General features: G+C 54.3%; 15 protein-coding genes. 11 read left to right on the plus strand and 4 right to left on the minus strand.

Annotation, left to right across the window (positions count from 1 at the left end):
* Position 1 precedes the first annotated feature (1 nt).
* The 5 genes from cyoB to LBW88_RS21410 all read left to right on the plus strand — a co-directional run bounded on the left by cyoB (position 2) and on the right by LBW88_RS21410 (position 5,324).
* Complete coding sequence (cyoB, locus tag LBW88_RS21390; protein ID WP_224934141.1) at positions 2-1,984, plus strand: cytochrome o ubiquinol oxidase subunit I; 1,983 nt, start codon at positions 2-4, stop codon at positions 1,982-1,984.
* The gene (locus tag LBW88_RS21395) at positions 1,984-2,598 is read left to right on the plus strand and encodes a cytochrome o ubiquinol oxidase subunit III (protein WP_007886985.1); all 615 of its coding nucleotides are present in this window, start codon (positions 1,984-1,986) and stop codon (positions 2,596-2,598) included. The genes cyoB and LBW88_RS21395 overlap by 1 nt, the downstream gene beginning before the upstream one ends.
* Entirely contained in the window at positions 2,598-2,927 is a 330-nt protein-coding gene (locus LBW88_RS21400; protein ID WP_200573281.1) for a cytochrome o ubiquinol oxidase subunit IV, read from the plus strand. Before LBW88_RS21395 ends, LBW88_RS21400 begins: the two co-directional genes overlap by 1 nt.
* Positions 2,928-2,940: 13 nt before the next feature.
* A complete protein-coding gene (gene cyoE, locus LBW88_RS21405; protein ID WP_200573283.1) occupies positions 2,941-3,828 on the plus strand; it encodes a heme o synthase in 888 nt (295 codons plus the stop codon).
* Positions 3,829-3,959: 131 nt separating this feature from the next.
* Positions 3,960-5,324, plus strand: coding sequence for an MFS transporter (locus LBW88_RS21410; protein WP_224934142.1), 1,365 nt, complete (start codon positions 3,960-3,962; stop codon positions 5,322-5,324).
* A 64-nt stretch (positions 5,325-5,388) separates the two neighbouring features.
* On the opposite strand, the gene adhP is transcribed toward LBW88_RS21410, so the two are convergent.
* Together adhP and LBW88_RS21420 are read right to left on the minus strand one after the other, a co-directional pair.
* Positions 5,389-6,429 (minus strand): alcohol dehydrogenase AdhP, encoded by a 1,041-nt coding sequence (gene adhP / locus LBW88_RS21415; protein ID WP_414004107.1) that lies wholly within the window; start codon positions 6,427-6,429, stop codon positions 5,389-5,391.
* Positions 6,430-6,459: 30 nt separating this feature from the next.
* Positions 6,460-7,980 (minus strand): aldehyde dehydrogenase family protein, encoded by a 1,521-nt coding sequence (locus tag LBW88_RS21420; RefSeq protein WP_224934143.1) that lies wholly within the window; start codon positions 7,978-7,980, stop codon positions 6,460-6,462.
* Positions 7,981-8,270: 290 nt separating this feature from the next.
* Here LBW88_RS21420 and LBW88_RS21425 point away from each other — a divergent pair, with 290 nt between their 5' ends.
* Positions 8,271-10,043: a sigma-54-dependent Fis family transcriptional regulator gene (locus LBW88_RS21425; protein ID WP_224934144.1), complete on the plus strand. Its 1,773-nt coding sequence runs from the start codon at positions 8,271-8,273 to the stop codon at positions 10,041-10,043.
* On the opposite strand, the gene LBW88_RS21430 is transcribed toward LBW88_RS21425, so the two are convergent.
* On the minus strand, positions 10,040-10,531 hold the full coding sequence (locus LBW88_RS21430) for a YajQ family cyclic di-GMP-binding protein (protein WP_034831052.1): 492 nt from the start codon (positions 10,529-10,531) through the stop codon (positions 10,040-10,042). The genes LBW88_RS21425 and LBW88_RS21430 overlap by 4 nt on opposite strands.
* Before the next feature lie 125 nt (positions 10,532-10,656).
* Between LBW88_RS21430 and panE the strand changes: the two genes are divergently transcribed.
* Together panE and yajL are read left to right on the plus strand one after the other, a co-directional pair.
* On the plus strand, positions 10,657-11,577 hold the full coding sequence (gene panE / locus LBW88_RS21435) for a 2-dehydropantoate 2-reductase (protein ID WP_224934145.1): 921 nt from the start codon (positions 10,657-10,659) through the stop codon (positions 11,575-11,577).
* Positions 11,531-12,142, plus strand: a complete 612-nt coding sequence (gene yajL, locus LBW88_RS21440) for a protein deglycase YajL (protein ID WP_097117495.1) — start codon at positions 11,531-11,533, stop codon at positions 12,140-12,142. Before panE ends, yajL begins: the two co-directional genes overlap by 47 nt.
* A gap of 70 nt (positions 12,143-12,212) precedes the next feature.
* Here the strand turns inward: yajL and thiI are convergent, their stop codons facing one another.
* Positions 12,213-13,661 carry a tRNA uracil 4-sulfurtransferase ThiI gene (gene thiI / locus LBW88_RS21445; RefSeq protein WP_224934146.1) on the minus strand — a complete coding sequence of 483 codons (1,449 nt, stop codon included), beginning with the start codon at positions 13,659-13,661 and terminating at the stop codon, positions 12,213-12,215.
* A 233-nt stretch (positions 13,662-13,894) separates the two neighbouring features.
* Between thiI and xseB the strand changes: the two genes are divergently transcribed.
* The 3 genes from xseB to dxs are packed head-to-tail and all read left to right on the plus strand — an operon-like array spanning position 13,895 to position 16,921.
* Positions 13,895-14,137 carry an exodeoxyribonuclease VII small subunit gene (xseB, locus tag LBW88_RS21450; protein ID WP_034831045.1) on the plus strand — a complete coding sequence of 81 codons (243 nt, stop codon included), beginning with the start codon at positions 13,895-13,897 and terminating at the stop codon, positions 14,135-14,137.
* Positions 14,137-15,036 (plus strand): (2E,6E)-farnesyl diphosphate synthase, encoded by a 900-nt coding sequence (gene ispA, locus LBW88_RS21455; protein ID WP_224934147.1) that lies wholly within the window; start codon positions 14,137-14,139, stop codon positions 15,034-15,036. The genes xseB and ispA overlap by 1 nt, the downstream gene beginning before the upstream one ends.
* A gap of 19 nt (positions 15,037-15,055) precedes the next feature.
* The gene (gene dxs, locus LBW88_RS21460; RefSeq protein ID WP_224934148.1) at positions 15,056-16,921 is read left to right on the plus strand and encodes a 1-deoxy-D-xylulose-5-phosphate synthase; all 1,866 of its coding nucleotides are present in this window, start codon (positions 15,056-15,058) and stop codon (positions 16,919-16,921) included.
* Positions 16,922-16,927 lie beyond the last annotated feature (6 nt).

The raw sequence follows: 16,927 nt of genomic DNA on the forward strand, positions 1-16,927 counted from the left end.
GATGTTAGGAAAATTAACACTGGATGCAGTGCCATACCACGAACCCATTATCGTGGTTACGGTTGCCGCTATCATCTTAGGTGGTCTGGCACTGGTTGCCGCGATTACTTATTTTGGTAAGTGGCAGTACCTGTGGTCAGAATGGTTCACCTCCATCGACCACAAAAAACTGGGTATCATGTACATCATCATGGCTTTCGTCATGCTGCTGCGCGGCTTTGCCGATGCGGTAATGATGCGTACCCAACAAGTGATGGCTTCCGCAGGTGAAGCCGGCATATTACCACCGCATCACTACGACCAGATCTTCACCGCTCACGGCGTGATCATGATCTTCTTCGTGGCGATGCCTTTCGTGGTAGGTCTGATGAACATCGCGGTACCGCTGCAAATCGGTGCACGTGACGTTGCCTTCCCGTTCCTGAACAACCTGAGCTTCTGGTTTACCGCGATCGGTGTGATCCTGGTTAACTTGTCTCTGGGTGTGGGCGAGTTCGCACAGACTGGCTGGTTGGCTTATCCACCACTTTCGGGCGCGGAATACAGTCCTGGCGTCGGGGTCGATTATTGGATCTGGAGTCTCCAGCTATCCGGTATCGGTACGACACTAACCGGTATCAACTTCTTCGTGACCATTCTGAAGATGCGTGCACCGGGCATGGACCTGTTCAAAATGCCTGTTTTCACCTGGGCATCACTGTGTACTAACGTCCTGATCATCGCTGCGTTCCCGGTCCTGACCGTAACGTTGGCACTGTTGACACTTGACCGTTACCTTGGCTTCCATTTCTTTACCAATGAAATGGGCGGTAACATGATGATGTACGTCAACCTGATTTGGGTCTGGGGTCACCCGGAAGTATACATCCTCGTACTGCCAGTATTCGGCGTGTTCGCGGAAGTCACTGCAACCTTCTCCAAAAAGCGTCTGTTTGGTTACACCTCTCTGGTGTGGGCGACCATCGCGATTACCGTTCTGTCGTTCATCGTTTGGCTGCACCACTTCTTCACCATGGGTGCCGGTGCGAACGTTAACGCCTTCTTCGGTATTATGACGATGATCATCGCGATTCCGACCGGCGTGAAAATCTTCAACTGGCTGTTCACCATGTATCAGGGTCGCGTTGAGTTCCACTCAGCGATGCTGTGGACTATCGGCTTCCTGGTCACCTTCTCTATCGGTGGTATGACCGGTGTTCTGCTGGCAGTTCCAGGCGCAGACTTCATTCTGCACAACAGCCTGTTCCTGATTGCACACTTCCATAACGTAATTATCGGTGGTGTGGTGTTCGGTTGTATGGCTGGCGTGACCTACTGGTTCCCGAAAGCATTCGGCTTCACCCTGAACGAAAAATGGGGTATCCGTGCATTCTGGTTCTGGATCATTGGTTTCTTCGTTGCCTTTATGCCGCTGTATGCCCTGGGCTTCATGGGTATGACCCGTCGTATCAGCCAGGACATCGATCCACAGTTCCACTCACTGCTGGTTGTTGCAGCAGGCGGTGCGGCACTGATTGCATGCGGTATCCTGTGCCAGCTGACTCAGTTCTACGTTTCTGTGCGTGACCGCGACCAGAACCGCGATCTGACCGGTGACCCGTGGGGTGGTCGTACGCTGGAGTGGGCAACCTCTTCACCGCCGCCGTTCTACAACTTTGCTGTCATCCCTGAAATCCACGAGCGCGATGCGTTCTGGGAAATGAAAGAGAAAGGCGAAGCGTACAAGCAACCAGAAAAATATGAAGAAATTCATATGCCGAAAAACAGCGGCGCAGCCATTGTTATCGCAGCGTTCATGACCATCTTTGGTTTCGCGATGATCTGGCACATCTGGTGGCTGGCTGGCCTTACCTTCCTGGCCACAGTAGTGACCTGGATTGTGAAGAGCTTCGACGAAGACGTGGATTACTACGTTCCGGTTGCTGAAGTTGAGCAGATCGAGAAGAAGCACTTTGACGAAATCAGCAAAGCAGGTCTGAAATAATGTCAACTGAAACTGCAAAACATCACCACGACGCCCATGCGGAGCATGGGCATCACGATGCAGGAGCCAATAAAGTCTTTGGCTTCTGGATCTACCTGATGAGTGACTGCATTATCTTCGCAACCCTGTTTGCGACCTATGCTGTCATGGTCAATAACACTGCCGGTGGCCCGGCAGGTAAAGACATCTTTGAACTGCCGTTTGTGCTGGTTGAAACCGCGCTTCTGCTGCTCAGTTCCATTACTTATGGAATGGCAGTGATTGCGATGAACAACCAGAACAAAGGTTCAGTCATCAGCTGGTTGGCATTGACTTTCCTGTTCGGTGCTGGATTCATCGGCATGGAAATCTATGAATTCCATCACCTGATCAAAGAAGGCTTCGGTCCTGACCGCAGTGGCTTCCTGTCGGCGTTCTTTACGCTGGTCGGCACCCACGGTCTGCACGTGACCTCAGGCCTGATCTGGATGGCAGTGATGATGTTCCAGATTTCTAAACGTGGTCTGACTGCAACCAACCGCACCCGTATCATGTGCCTGAGCTTGTTCTGGCACTTCCTGGATGTGGTTTGGATCTGCGTATTCACCGTTGTCTATCTGATGGGAGCCATGTAATGAGTCATTCAGTTAACGAACATGGCGCTTCTCACGGTAGCGTGAAGTCTTACATGATCGGCTTCATCCTCTCTATCATCCTGACCGGTATTCCGTTCTGGATGGTAATGGATGGCGGCGCATCTCACGGCACGATTCTGGCTGTGGTTCTGGTGTGTGCGGTAATTCAGGTGCTGGTTCACCTGGTTTACTTCCTGCACCTGGACAGCAAGTCAGAAGGTGGCTGGAACATGGTGGCGATAGTCTTCTCAGCACTCATCATTCTGATTGTTGTCGTGGGCTCACTGTGGATCATGTGGAACCTCAACTACAACATGATGGCCGACTAAAGAGTCACACGTAATGATTAAGCAATACCTGCAAGTAACAAAACCAGGAATTATTTTCGGCAACTTAATTTCTGTGATCGGTGGATTCTTGCTGGCCTCGAAAGGCAGCATTGATTACCCCCTGTTTCTCTATTCACTGGTAGGCGTTTCGCTGGTTGTCGCATCAGGTTGTGTATTCAACAACGTGATTGACCGCGATATCGACATCAAAATGGAGAGAACGCGGAACCGTGTTCTGGTCAAAGGCCTGATCTCGGCGAAAGTAAGCCTGGTTTATGCAACCGCATTGGGTATTGCTGGCTTTGCGCTGCTGTATTTCGGTGCTAACCCGCTGGCCATGTGGCTGGCGGTGATGGGCTTCGTCGTGTATGTGGGCGTTTATAGCCTGTATATGAAGCGTAACTCCGTCTATGGCACGCTGATTGGTAGCCTCTCTGGTGCAGCGCCACCCGTCATTGGCTACTGTGCGGTGACCAACCAGTTTGATGCTGGTGCCTTGATCTTGCTGGCTATTTTTAGCCTGTGGCAGATGCCGCACTCGTACGCGATTGCGATTTTCCGCTTCAAAGATTATCAGGCGGCCAATATCCCGGTTCTGCCGGTCGTGAAAGGCATCTCTGTGGCCAAAAATCATATTACGCTGTATATCCTGGCGTTTATGATTGCCACCTTGATGCTGACACTCGGCGGTTATGCGGGCTATAAGTATCTGGTTGTCGCAGCAGCGGTTAGCGTGTGGTGGCTGGGCATGGCACTCTCAGGTTACAAAACCTCAAACGACAAAGTTTGGGCGCGTAAGCTGTTTGTGTTCTCGATTGTCGCTATCACTGCACTGAGCGTGATGATGTCGGTAGATTTCATGACGCCAGCGTCGAAAGATCTCCTGACATACGTCTGGTAATACAGCTCCGCAACACCAGAAAGGGCGCGAATTTCGCGCCCTTTCTTTTTGTTACCACTGCTTAAGAACAAATGTTTTACCCGCCCTGCCCTGCTCCCTAAAATGAGAGCAGCAAAATTACAGAGGTTGGAATGAACGATAACAAAATGACGCCAGTAGAGCTTCGGGCTACATGGGGTTTAGGCACAGTTTTTTCCCTGCGCATGCTGGGAATGTTTATGGTCCTGCCGGTTCTCACCACTTACGGTATGGCGTTACAGGGAGCCAGTGAAACCTTAATTGGTCTGGCGATTGGCATCTATGGTCTGGCGCAAGCCCTATTCCAGATTCCGTTTGGTCTGCTCTCCGATCGCGTCGGTCGCAAACCGCTCATCGTCGGCGGATTATTAATCTTTGTTCTCGGTAGCGTGATCGCCGCCATGACCACCTCCATCTGGGGGGTGATCCTGGGTCGTGCGCTGCAGGGTTCTGGCGCGATTGCCGCTGCTGTTATGGCGCTGTTGTCTGATCTCACTCGCGAACAGAACCGTACTAAAGCGATGGCGTTTATCGGCATTAGCTTTGGCGTGACCTTTGCGATTGCGATGGTCGTCGGACCGATTGTGACCCACGCATTAGGGCTGAACGCCCTGTTCTGGATGATCGCTATACTTGCCAGCCTGGGTATTGTCATCACGCTGCTGGTGGTGCCAAACGCGCCTAATCACTTACTCAATCGTGAGTCCGGCATAGTAAAAGGCAGCATCCGTGCGGTGCTCACCAATCCAAGACTGTTAAAACTCAACATCGGCATTCTCTGCCTGCACATTTTACTGATGTCGAGTTTCGTCGCCCTGCCGGGTCAGTTTGAGCAAGCCGGTCTTCCGGCATCAGAGCACTGGAAAATTTATCTGGTGACCATGCTGGTGGCATTTGTGGCGGTGGTACCTTTTATAATTTATGCCGAAGTTAAGCGCCGCATGAAGCGCGTGTTTGTCGGTTGTGTGGCACTGATTCTTATCGCTGAAATTGTGCTGTGGGGTGCGGTGGGTCATTTCTGGACGCTGGTGATTGGCGTGCAGCTCTTCTTCCTTGCCTTCAACGTGATGGAAGCGATTCTGCCTTCTCTGATCAGTAAAGAGTCACCGCCGGGCTATAAAGGCACTGCGATGGGGATTTACTCCACCAGCCAGTTTATCGGCGTGGCGATTGGCGGCAGCATGGGTGGCTGGATCTTTGGTCACTTCGATGCGCAAACCGTGTTTCTGGTCGGCGCGATTGTGGCGGCAGCGTGGCTGTTTGTGGCGATGTCGATGCAGGAACCACCCTATGTCAGCAGCCTGCGCATGGTGCTCAGTGATGCTGTACTGGCGGTGCCAAACCTTGAGAAGCGTTTGAAAGCGCAACCGGGTGTCTCTTCAGTCTTTATCGTACCGGAAGAGAAAAGCGCCTATATCAAGATCGACAGTAAAGTGACGAGCCGCGTCGAGATAGAAGCGCTGCTCGCTAGCTGTTAGTAAGCGGTTGCACACATTGTAGCGGCGCAATTTATTGCGCGATAAATTACGCCGCTGCAAAACATTACAACGACATATCCACCACGATACGCCCTTCAATTTTACCCGCATGCATACGCGCAAAGATGTCGTTGATGTTGGTCAGCGGTTCAACCGCCACGTTGGCTTTCACTTTATGACGACCAGCGAAATCCAACGCTTCCTGCAGATCTTTACGCGTACCGACAATCGAACCACGCACCGTAATCCCGTCCAGCACCATATCGAAAATCGACAGATCGAATTTGCCCGGTGGCAAACCGTTCAGCACCATGGTGCCGCCACGACGCATCGTCCCGATCGCCTGCTCAAACGCCTTCGGTGAAACAGCCGTCACCAGCACACCGTGCGCACCGCCGAAGCTTTCCTGGAATACCTTAGCGGGATCGACGTTCTTCGCATTCGCCACTACGCTGGCACCAAGACGTTTAGCAAAGGCCAGCTTCTCATCGTCGATGTCCACCGCAGCCACATTCAGCCCCATCGCCACCGCGTACTGCACCGCCATATGGCCCAGACCACCAATACCTGACACCACTACCCAGTCACCCGGTTTGGTATCGGTCATTTTCAGGCCTTTGTACACCGTCACACCAGCACACAGAATTGGCGCGATTTCGTTGTAATCGATGTTGTCCGGAATGATGCCGACATAATTAGCGTCAGCGAGGCAATATTCGGCGAAGCTGCCGTTCACGGAATACCCGGCGTTCTGTTGAGACAGACACAGCGTTTCCCAGCTATCCAGACAGTGCTCGCAGTGACCGCATGCGGAATAGAGCCACGGCACACCCACACGATCGCCCAGTTTCAAATGCTTCACACCTTCGCCCAGCGCCACTACCTGCCCTACGCCTTCGTGGCCAGGGATAAATGGGGGATTAGGTTTAATCGGCCAGTCACCTTCGGCGGCATGTAAGTCGGTATGGCACACGCCGGTCGCGGCGATTTTCACCAGGATCTGACCCGGTCCCACTTGCGGTACCGGTACCTGCTCAATCACTAAGGGTTCGCCAAAGGCTTTAACAACAGCGGCTTTCATGGTGGTTTTGATTTGCATATTCATCTTTCACTCTCCATTTGATCGGATGCAGACTCAGAACAGGCCCAAAGGCGCGGTGCCATAGCTGACCAGCAGATTTTTGGTTTGTTGGTAGGCGCTCAGCGCCATCTTGTGCGTCTCACGACCCACACCAGACTGCTTGTAGCCACCGAAGGCCGCGTGTGCAGGATAGATGTGATAACAGTTGGTCCAGATGCGACCGGCTTTGATGCCACGTCCCATGCGATAGGCCAGATTGGTATCGCGCGTCCACACACCCGCACCCAGGCCAAACTGGGTTTCGTTGGCAATCGACAAGGCTTCCGCTTCATCTTTAAAGGTGGTGATGCCGATCACCGGCCCAAAAATCTCTTCCTGGAAACACCGCATCTGGTTGGTGCCTTTGATCAGGGTTGGCTGGATATAGAATCCGTTATCCAGTTCCGCAGCGACGCTGGCGCGATCGCCTCCGGTAAGAATTTGCCCCCCTTCGTCGCGCGCGATGTTGATGTAAGACAGGATTTTGTCGAATTGCTGACGGGAAGCCTGAGCACCGATCATGGTGTCAGTATCCAGCGGATCGCCACGGCGGATGTTCGCCACTTTCTCCATCACCCGCGCCATAAACGGCTCATAGATCGATTCATGGATCAGCGCACGTGAGGGGCAAGTACAGACCTCGCCCTGATTGAAGAAGCCCAGCACCAGCCCTTCCACCGCTTTTTCGATAAAGTCCGATTCACCGTCCATCACATCGGCAAAGTAGATGTTGGGCGACTTGCCACCCAGCTCGACGGTGCACGGAATGATGTTTTCAGCGGCGCAGGCCATGATATGACGACCCACTGGCGTAGAGCCGGTGAAGGCGATTTTGGCGATACGTTTGCTGGTGGCGAGTGCTTCACCCGCTTCACGACCAAAGCCCTGCACCACATTAAGCACGCCCGCCGGAAACAGATCGCCGATCAACTCCATCAGCAAGGTGATCGCCAGTGGCGTTTGCTCAGCCGGTTTCAGCACCACGCAGTTACCGGCTGCCAGCGCTGGAGCCAGTTTCCACGCCGCCATTAACAGCGGGAAGTTCCACGGGATGATCTGCCCGACCACGCCCAGCGGTTCATGGAAATGGTAAGCGACGGTGGTTTCATCGATCTCAGCAGTACTGCCTTCCTGTGCACGCAGACAACCGGCGAAGTAGCGGAAATGATCCACCGCCAGCGGCAAGTCAGCATTGAGGGTTTCGCGGATCGGTTTGCCGTTGTCCCAGCTCTCCGCCACAGACAACATTTCGAGATTTTGTTCGATGCAGTCGGCCACCTGCAGCAGCAGATTGGCGCGGTGTTGCACGCTGGTTTTTCCCCAGGCGTCAGCAGCCTGATGAGCAGCGTCCAGTGCTAAATCGATATCCCGCGCATCAGAACGCGGAAACTGCGCAATATCGCTGCCATCAACAGGCGAGGTGTTAGTGAAATACTGGCCGCTGAGCGGCTCTGTGAATTTGCCCGCAATAAAATTGCCGTATGTCGCTTTAAAGGTGACCAAAGCGCCGGGCGTGCCGGGATGTGCATAACGCATCGCAAACTCCTTCGTGTAGGGTCGTTTATTGTTAGCTGGCAGCGGCAACCTGTGGGTCAACAGATTGAACAGCCCGCTGCCTGATAAGCTATTGCAGCGGGCGTGCCAGTTTTTTTCAGCTTGCGAAATTTCGAAAAATCGTTTTATCTATCATCGATTTATAAAACCAATAGCCCTTAAAAACGCACGGGTTCTGCCACCAAAATCCTCATCTGTGTTGCGTATCGCAACACCGCAGAAACCGAGTCGCTACAATGCTGCAACACTTTCGCTTAGGCATGAGGTTACCAATGCAGGGAAATTCAGCCGCGTCTGCCGTTAATACCAACCCGCTTTTGAGCGACTCCTGGTTTCGTAGCCAGCTGTATGGTCTCGACCGCACCGCCGATGATTTCCCTCGCGTCCGTCAGGGCGAACTGGCTGATGTGCTGGCCAGTAATGCCGGGCTACAACAGTTCGCCCAGCCGGTGATCAAACAGCTGGCGCAGAAACTGGCGGAAAAACAATCCGTGGTGATCCTTTCTGATGCCACCGGGCTGGTGTTGAATACGTTTGGCGACATGCAATCGATGGAGAAAGCACAGCGATTTGCGCTCGCCCCCGGCAATTTGTGGAGCGAATGCGGGCGCGGCACCAATGCGATTGGCACCGCGCTGGCGATTGACGATGGCTGTGAAATTGAAGGCCAGCAGCATTTTCTCACCCTGAATCAGGGGCTGTACTGCGCCGCCATGCCGTTGCAGATGCCCAACGGTCAGATTGCGGGCGTGTTGGATATCTCCGGCCCGGCGCACTTCCCACATCCGCAAACCTTCCAGTGGGTTAAGGCTGCTGCTAAACAGATTGAGTATTTGTGGGTAAAACAGAGCCTGCACCCCCAGCAGTGGTTGATGAGCCTGCACGTTGAGCCGCACGGTATTGATACCAGCGATGAGCTGCTGCTGGTGTTCTCCGATAATGTACTCACCGCCGCTAACCGCCTGGCGATGCGTGAACTGGATCTCACCGCCGAGCAGCTGGGCACCCTGACTTTCCAGCAGCTGTTTGCTCAACTGGAGCAGCAGGCCAACACCATTCCTTTACCGATTCATTTTGCACAACAGCGCTTCTACTTCCGCCTGCGGGCGCCACATCGCACCCACTTTGCTACGCCGAGCGAACCCAGCGTCGATCTTCCCTTTTCGCTGGGTCGTGATGGCGAGAAAATGGTGCGTCTGATGAATGCCGGTGTGTCGTTGTGTATTCACGGTGAAACCGGCAGCGGCAAAGAGTATGTCAGCCGTGCGCTGCATCAGCAGAGTCGCTGGCGCGAGGGTAAGTTCGTTGCCATCAACTGCGCCGCCATTCCGGAAGCGTTGATTGAATCGGAGTTGTTTGGTTATCAGCCTGGCGCTTTTACCGGAGCCAGCAAAAACGGCTATATCGGTAAAATTCGCGAGGCGGATGGTGGCGTGCTGTTTCTCGATGAAATCGGTGATATGCCGCTGGCGTTGCAAACCCGTTTGCTGCGCGTACTGCAGGAAAAAGAGGTCGCGCCGCTCGGCTCCAGCCGCAGCTGGCCGGTGAATTTTGCGGTGATCTGCGCGACGCACCGTGATTTGGCGCAGCGTGTGGCGGAAGGCGAGTTCCGCGAGGACCTTCTCTATCGCTTGCAGGAGTTTTCCATGACCATCCCGCCGTTGCGTGCCTGGCCAGATATCGAAGACTTTATTGGTCGGTTATGGATTGAGTTGGGCGGCGCAGATCGCGACATCCAGCTTTCCCCAGCACTGCTGACATCACTGGCACAATTGCCATGGCCGGGCAACGTGCGTCAATTGCGCAGTCTGTTGCGCGTGCTGCTGGCGTTGGCGGACGAAGGGGAAGAAGTCACCGACGTGCATTTACCGGCCGAGTATCGACGGGCAACGGTGCTACCGGTGGAGGACAGACAACGTCATGATGAGCGGTTAATCAGCGAAACGCTTCAACGCTTTAATGGCAATATCAGTAAAACAGCGGAGGCATTAGGTGTTGCGCGCAGCACGCTCTATCGTCGTGCCGCACGCGACAAACGCGATTAATCGCGGAAGTTTTTGAACTGGAACGGCTGGCCGAGGTTGCCACCGCGCACCAGCGCCATCGCACCCTGCAAATCGTCGCGTGATTTACCGGTCACGCGCAGCTCTTCACCCTGAATCTGCGTTTGCACTTTCAACTTGCTGTCTTTAATCAGCTTCACCAGCTTTTTAGCGATATCGCTTTCGATACCCTTTTTCAGCTTGGCTTCCACGCTCCAGCTTTTACCGCTGTGAATGATCTCTTCTGGCACTTCAATCGCTGCGCCTTCAATGCCGCGTTTCAGCAGCTTTTCACGCAAAATATCCACCAGCTGTTTAACCTGGAAATCAGATTCGCTGGTGATTTTGATGGTCTCATTCTTTTCGTTGAGCTCAATGCTGGCGCTCACGTTGCGGAAATCGAAACGGGTTGAGATCTCACGGCTGGCATTCTCCACCGCATTACGCACTTCCGGCAGTTCGACTTCGGAAACGATATCGAAAGATGGCATCTTTTCTTCTCCTGATACTAAAGTGACATGCATAATACGCGTCTTATGGCGCTAATTAAACACGATACGCGGAAAGCTATACTTAACCATGTCGTGAAATTGAGAACCCGTCAGCGGGAGGCAAAATGAAAATTACCGTGTTGGGTTGTGGCGCCCTGGGTCAAATTTGGCTCGCCGCGCTCGCACGTCAGGGACATGAGGTTCAGGGCTGGTTGCGTGTACCGCAGCCCTATTGCTCGGTGAACGTGATTGATCCGCAAGGCCATGTCAGCAATCACACGTTTATCGCCAACGATCCACTGTTTCTTGCCGAAAGCCAGCTGTTGCTGGTGACACTGAAAGCGCCTCAGGTTTCCCCGGCAGTCAAAAACCTGCAAAGCATCCTGCCTGCTCATGCTGCCATTTTGTTATTGCACAATGGCATGGGCACGCTGGAAGAGCTGAAGGAGTTGCAGCAACCGCTACTGCGCGGCATTACCACCCACGCGGCGATGCGCGATGGCACGGTGATCAAACACGTCGCACAAGGCATCACGCATATCGGTCCCACCGGACGCGAAAGTGCAGCGATGAGCGACATCGCCGACATCCTGCATCAGGCGCTGCCGGACGTGGCCTGGCACGACAATATTGCTTCTGCCAGCTGGCGCAAACTGGCGGTGAACTGCGTGATTAATCCGCTTACCGTTGAACACGATTGTCAGAACGGTGCACTGCGCGCCTGGCCGCAGCAGATTGCCACGCTGTGCGAAGAGATTGCCTGGGTGATGGAGCGTGAAGGCCAGCACATCGCGGTCGATAATCTGCGCGACATCATTTATGACGTCATTGACAGCACCGCGGCGAATACCTCCTCAATGTTGCAGGATGTACGCGCACAGCGCCTGACAGAAATTGATTACATCACCGGCTACCTGCTGCGCCGCGCTCGCGCCCAGGGCATTTCGTTGCCGGAAAACACCCGTTTGTACGATCTGATTAAACGCAAGGAGTCCCAATATGAGCGCGACCGCATCGGTTCTGGTTTGCCTGGCACATGGCAGTGAAGAGATTGAAGCTGTCACCACTATCGACCTGCTGGTCCGCGCCGGCTTAAGCGTCACTACCGCCAGTGTCGAAAGTGATGGCACACGTGAGATCGTCTGCTCACGCGGCGTGCGCCTGCTGGCCGATGCGCCTCTGGTCGAGGTGGCGGATAACGATTATGACGCAGTTGTGCTGCCCGGCGGCCTGAAGGGCGCAGAGACATTCCGTGACAGCCCATTGCTGGTGGAAACGGTGCGCCAGTTTCATCTGGCTGGGAAAATCGTTGCCGCGATATGTGCCGCACCCGGCACGGTGCTGATTCCGCATGACCTCTTCCCGGTGGGCAATATGACCGGCTTTCCTGGCTTGCGTGACACCATTCCTGACAAACACTGGATGGATCGCCGCGTGGTATGGGATCCGCGCGTCAACCTGCTATCCAGCCAGGGGCCAGGCACTTCGATTGATTTTGCACTGAAGCTGATTGATCTGCTGGTGGATAAAGAGAAAGCACGTGAAGTCGCGTCACAGCTGGTGTTAGCGGCGGGGATTTATAACTATCAGGAATTTGAAGAGCGCGAATGAAAAAAGGCCGCCAACCTGGCGACCTTTCATCAATCAATCCACTGGGTGCGCCGGTGTGCGCACGCCAGACTTACGGACGATAAACCTTCACGTTTTTAAAGCCCTGCTCATGCAGATACAGCGCCTGCAAACGGCTCATCACGCCGCGATCGCAATACAGCAACCAGGTTTTGTTCTGATCCAAGTCACCAAACTGCGTGCTCAATTTATAGAACGGCAGGGATTTCACTTCCACGCCTTGCAGCGCCAGCGGTGATGACTCTTGCTCATCCACAGAGCGGATATCCAGCACCACATCTTCCGCGGTGAATGAGACCACCGTCTCCACTTCAACCACTTCTTCCTGTGCTTTCTCCGCGATTTCGCGGATATCCACATTGCTGGCTTCCTGCACCATGCGATTGAGGATCTCAAAATCGAAGTTCTGCTCTTCTGCTTCGATCTTCGCCTTCACCGCTTTCACCGTTGGGCTTTTCGAAATCACACCACAATATTCTGGCATGGTTTTCGCGAAGTCTTCGGTGCCGATATGGCGCGCCAAATCGATGATGTGCTCTTTATCATGCGAGATAAGCGGACGCAGGATCAGGGTATCCGAGGCGTTATCAATCAGACGCAGGTTGGTCAGTGTCTGGCTCGATACCTGGCCCAGTGCTTCACCGGTTACCAGCGCCTGCACGCCGTAGCGCTCAGCGACCATCGATGCCGCACGCACCATCATACGCTTCAGCACCACGCCCATCTGGCCGTCGTCTACCTTCTCTAAAATCTCACCGACTACCGGCTCGAAGTTGATCGCCACAAAGCGCACACGATGCGAACGACCAAAACGCTGCCACAGATAATGCGCGACCTGACGGACGCCGATTTCATGGGCGGCACCGCCGAGGTTGAAGAAGCAGTAGTGCACGCGACAGCCACGACGCATCAGCATATAGCTGGAGACGCCGGAGTCGAAGCCGCCTGAGATCAGCGACAGTACATCTTCTTGTGTCCCGATCGGGAAACCACCCAGCCCTTCATAACGGCCGGTGACCAGCAGCAGACGATCGTCTTCGATCTCGAGGTTGACCGTCACTTCGGGATTTTTCAATTGCACGCGTGCAGTCTCAATGTGTTGATTGAGGCCACCACCCACGTAACGCTCGACATCAATCGAGCTGAAGCTGTGCTTGCCGCGACGCTTCACGCGCACGCAGAAACTTTTCCCTTCCAGACGTTCACGATTCAGCGCCAGAGCCTGCTCGAAGATATCGTGCATATCGGTGTAAGGCTGATCCTCAACCTCCAGTACATGGTGAATACCGGGAATACGCGTGAGCTCATCGATAACGACGGTACGCAGCGCTTCTTTTTTAGCGCGTACTTCAATATGGTCCCAGTGACGCACCACGGCGATTTCGTCGTCGACAGTACGCAGGGTATTGCGGATGTTACCGGTCAGGATCTTGATAAAGCGCAGACGCACCGACTGACTTTTGATGGTGATTTCAGGGAAGAGCTTAATGATAAACTTCATGGCGACACAGCTTCGTTGGGCAAATAAGTGCTAAAAACATCGGCACTTAACTGGTAAAATCATATAATTACGGGTAACGCAGAAGCGCCCGCATCCGAGGCGCAAAAGTATACCACCTTTGTCAGATGACCGCTTCTGCAACCGCAATCACATTCATTATTTTGCTAATTATTCCTCGTCGGCTACCATGACCGATTGCAAGATGATTCCTAACCTGTGAGTCGACACTGATTATGCCGAAAAAAGCCGAAGCGCCAGCCAGTTTTGAAAGCGCATTACAGCAGCTGGAACAAATCGTCAGCCGTCTGGAAAGTGGTGAACTGCCGCTGGAAGAAGCGCTGAACGAATTTGAACGCGGCGTACAGCTGGCACGCACCGGTCAGCAAACCCTGCAGCAGGCTGAACAGCGCGTACAGATTCTGCTCAGCGATGACAAAGATGCTGCGCTCGCGCCGTTCACACCGGAAAATGACTGATGGATTTCGCCAAATTACTCAACGCGTATCACGAACGCGTTAATCTGGCGTTGACACGCTTAATAGATCCACTTCCTTTTCAGAGTTCTCCTCTGGTGCAATCCATGCAATATGGGGCACTATTAGGCGGTAAGCGTCTGCGTCCATTTTTGGTTTACGCCACGGGCGAGATGTTAAAGGCCGATGCGGCCAGCCTGGATGCTCCGGCCGCTGCCGTAGAGTGCATCCATGCTTACTCTCTGATTCATGATGATCTGCCCGCGATGGATGACGATGCGTTACGTCGTGGACAACCAACCTGCCATATTAAATATGGTGAAGACACAGCGATTCTCGCTGGTGATGCGTTGCAAACCCTGGCGTTTTCGATTCTGGCCGATGAGCCAATGCCCGGCGTCAGCCCGCAAGATCGCATTGCGATGATCTCCGAACTGGCTCAGGCCAGCGGTGTGGCAGGCATGTGCGGTGGCCAGGCGCTGGATCTCGCCGCTGAAGGCAAGCACATTGACCTCGCCCAGCTGGAGCAGATTCATCGTCATAAAACCGGCGCATTGATTCGCGCTGCGGTGCGTCTTGGCGCACTGACGGCGGGTGAACGTGGCCGTGCGGCACTTCCGGTACTGGATACCTACGCCAACGCCATTGGACTGGCGTTCCAGGTGCAGGATGACATTCTTGATGTGGTGGGCGATACCGCGGTGCTGGGCAAAACTCAGGGCGCGGATCAGGCGTTGGGTAAGAGCACTTATCCGGCGCTGATGGGACTGGAAAATGCCCGCAGCAAAGCGTGGGATCTTTATCAGGAAGCACTGGGCGCGTTAGAGATTCTGGCGGCGCAGTCCTACGACACCACCGCATTACAAGCACTGGCAAGCTTCATAATTGAACGCGATAAATAACTTTCATAATGAGTCTCTGATGAGTTTTGATATTGCAAAATACCCGACACTGGCATTAGCGAGCACGGTTCAGGAATTACGTTTATTACCGAAAGAAAAACTTCCGGTACTGTGTGACGAGCTGCGTCAGTATCTGCTGGATAGCGTGAGCCGATCTTCCGGCCACTTTGCTTCGGGTCTGGGCGTCGTCGAACTAACAGTCGCGCTGCATTATGTTTATAACACCCCGTTTGACCATCTGGTGTGGGACGTCGGCCATCAGGCCTATCCGCATAAGATTCTGACCGGACGCCGCGATCGTATCGGCACTATCCGCCAGAAAAATGGCCTGCATCCGTTCCCATGGCGCGGCGAAAGTGAATACGACGTCTTGAGCGTCGGTCACTCATCAACCTCGATCAGCGCCGGATTGGGCATGGCGGTTGCCGCTGAGCGTGAAGGCAAAGGACGTCGTACCGCCTGTATTATTGGCGATGGCGCCATCACCGCGGGCATGGCGTTCGAAGCCATGAACCACGCAGGCGATATCAAACCTGACATGCTGGTGATCCTTAACGACAACGAGATGTCGATCTCCGAGAACGTTGGCGCACTCAACAATCGTCTGGCACAGATTCTCTCCGGCAAAACCTATTCACGTCTGCGCGAAGGTGGAAAACGCGTGCTGGGCGGGCTGCCTCCGATCAAAGAGCTGGTGAAGCGCACCGAAGAGCACCTGAAAGGCATGGTGGTGCCGGGCACACTGTTTGAAGAGCTGGGCTTTAACTATATCGGTCCGGTTGATGGCCACGATGTGCTGACGCTAGTAAGCACGCTGAAGAATATGCGCGACCTGAAAGGCCCGCAGTTCCTGCACATCATGACCAAAAAGGGCAAAGGCTACGCGCCTGCCGAACAAGATCCTATCGCCTGGCATGCGGTACCGAAGTTCGATCCGGCCAGTGGTTCTCTGCCAAAAAGCGCGCCTGGCCTGCCGAGTTACTCGAAGATTTTCGGTAGCTGGCTGAGCGAAATGGCCGCTGACGATCCGCGATTGATGGCGGTGACGCCGGCGATGCGTGAAGGCTCCGGCATGGTCAGCTACTCTCGTGACTATCCTCAGCAATACTTTGACGTGGCGATTGCCGAGCAGCACGCGGTGACGTTTGCCGCGGGCATGGCGATTGGTGGTTATAAGCCGGTGGTGGCGATTTACTCCACCTTCCTGCAGCGCGCTTACGATCAGCTGATTCACGATGTGGCGATCCAGAAGCTGCCGGTGCTGTTTGCTATCGATCGCGGCGGCATCGTGGGTGCTGATGGCCAGACGCATCAGGGCGCGTTTGATATCGCCTTCCTGCGCTGTGTACCAGAGATGGTGATCATGACGCCAAGCGACGAAAACGAATGTCGCCAGATGCTGTACACCGGCTATCACTATCAGGATGGGCCGAGTGCGGTACGTTACCCGCGCGGCACCGGCACCGGCGCAACACTGGAGCCCCTGGCCAGCCTGCCGCTGGGCAAAGGCATTGTGAAGCGCCGCGGTGAAAAACTGGCGATCCTTAACTTCGGTACGTTGTTGCCTGAAGCGCAGGCTGCCGCTGAAGCGCTTAACGCCACGCTGGTGGATATGCGTTTTGTGAAGCCGCTGGATGAAGCCCTGATCGCCGAACTGGCCACCATCCATGATTCGCTGGTGACGCTGGAAGAAGGCGCCATCAAAGGCGGAGCCGGTAGCGGCGTCAACGAATACGTGATGGCGAAACGTCTGCGTGTGCATGTGCTGAACCTCGGCCTGCCGGATGAGTTTATCCCGCAAGGCACGCAGGAAGAAGTTCGTCAGGATTATCAGCTGGATGCCGTGGGTATTCAGCAACAAATCACTGACTGGCTGGCGCAGTAATCCCCT

This window comes from Pantoea sp. alder81, assembly GCF_020179835.1.
Classification (GTDB): Bacteria; Pseudomonadota; Gammaproteobacteria; order Enterobacterales; family Enterobacteriaceae; genus Pantoea.

Excerpts from the sequence above, each read along its gene's own strand:
- cyoB (WP_224934141.1), top strand. The coding sequence starts at position 2 with ATGTTAGGAAAATTAACACTGGATGCAGTGCCATACCACGAACCCATT.
- LBW88_RS21395 (WP_007886985.1), top strand. The coding sequence starts at position 1,984 with ATGTCAACTGAAACTGCAAAACATCACCACGACGCCCATGCGGAGCAT.
- LBW88_RS21400 (WP_200573281.1), top strand. The coding sequence starts at position 2,598 with ATGAGTCATTCAGTTAACGAACATGGCGCTTCTCACGGTAGCGTGAAG.
- cyoE (WP_200573283.1), top strand. The coding sequence starts at position 2,941 with ATGATTAAGCAATACCTGCAAGTAACAAAACCAGGAATTATTTTCGGC.
- LBW88_RS21410 (WP_224934142.1), top strand. The coding sequence starts at position 3,960 with ATGAACGATAACAAAATGACGCCAGTAGAGCTTCGGGCTACATGGGGT.
- adhP (WP_414004107.1), bottom strand. The coding sequence starts at position 6,429 with ATGAATATGCAAATCAAAACCACCATGAAAGCCGCTGTTGTTAAAGCC.
- LBW88_RS21420 (WP_224934143.1), bottom strand. The coding sequence starts at position 7,980 with ATGCGTTATGCACATCCCGGCACGCCCGGCGCTTTGGTCACCTTTAAA.
- LBW88_RS21425 (WP_224934144.1), top strand. The coding sequence starts at position 8,271 with ATGCAGGGAAATTCAGCCGCGTCTGCCGTTAATACCAACCCGCTTTTG.
- LBW88_RS21430 (WP_034831052.1), bottom strand. The coding sequence starts at position 10,531 with ATGCCATCTTTCGATATCGTTTCCGAAGTCGAACTGCCGGAAGTGCGT.
- panE (WP_224934145.1), top strand. The coding sequence starts at position 10,657 with ATGAAAATTACCGTGTTGGGTTGTGGCGCCCTGGGTCAAATTTGGCTC.
- yajL (WP_097117495.1), top strand. The coding sequence starts at position 11,531 with ATGAGCGCGACCGCATCGGTTCTGGTTTGCCTGGCACATGGCAGTGAA.
- thiI (WP_224934146.1), bottom strand. The coding sequence starts at position 13,661 with ATGAAGTTTATCATTAAGCTCTTCCCTGAAATCACCATCAAAAGTCAG.
- xseB (WP_034831045.1), top strand. The coding sequence starts at position 13,895 with ATGCCGAAAAAAGCCGAAGCGCCAGCCAGTTTTGAAAGCGCATTACAG.
- ispA (WP_224934147.1), top strand. The coding sequence starts at position 14,137 with ATGGATTTCGCCAAATTACTCAACGCGTATCACGAACGCGTTAATCTG.
- dxs (WP_224934148.1), top strand. The coding sequence starts at position 15,056 with ATGAGTTTTGATATTGCAAAATACCCGACACTGGCATTAGCGAGCACG.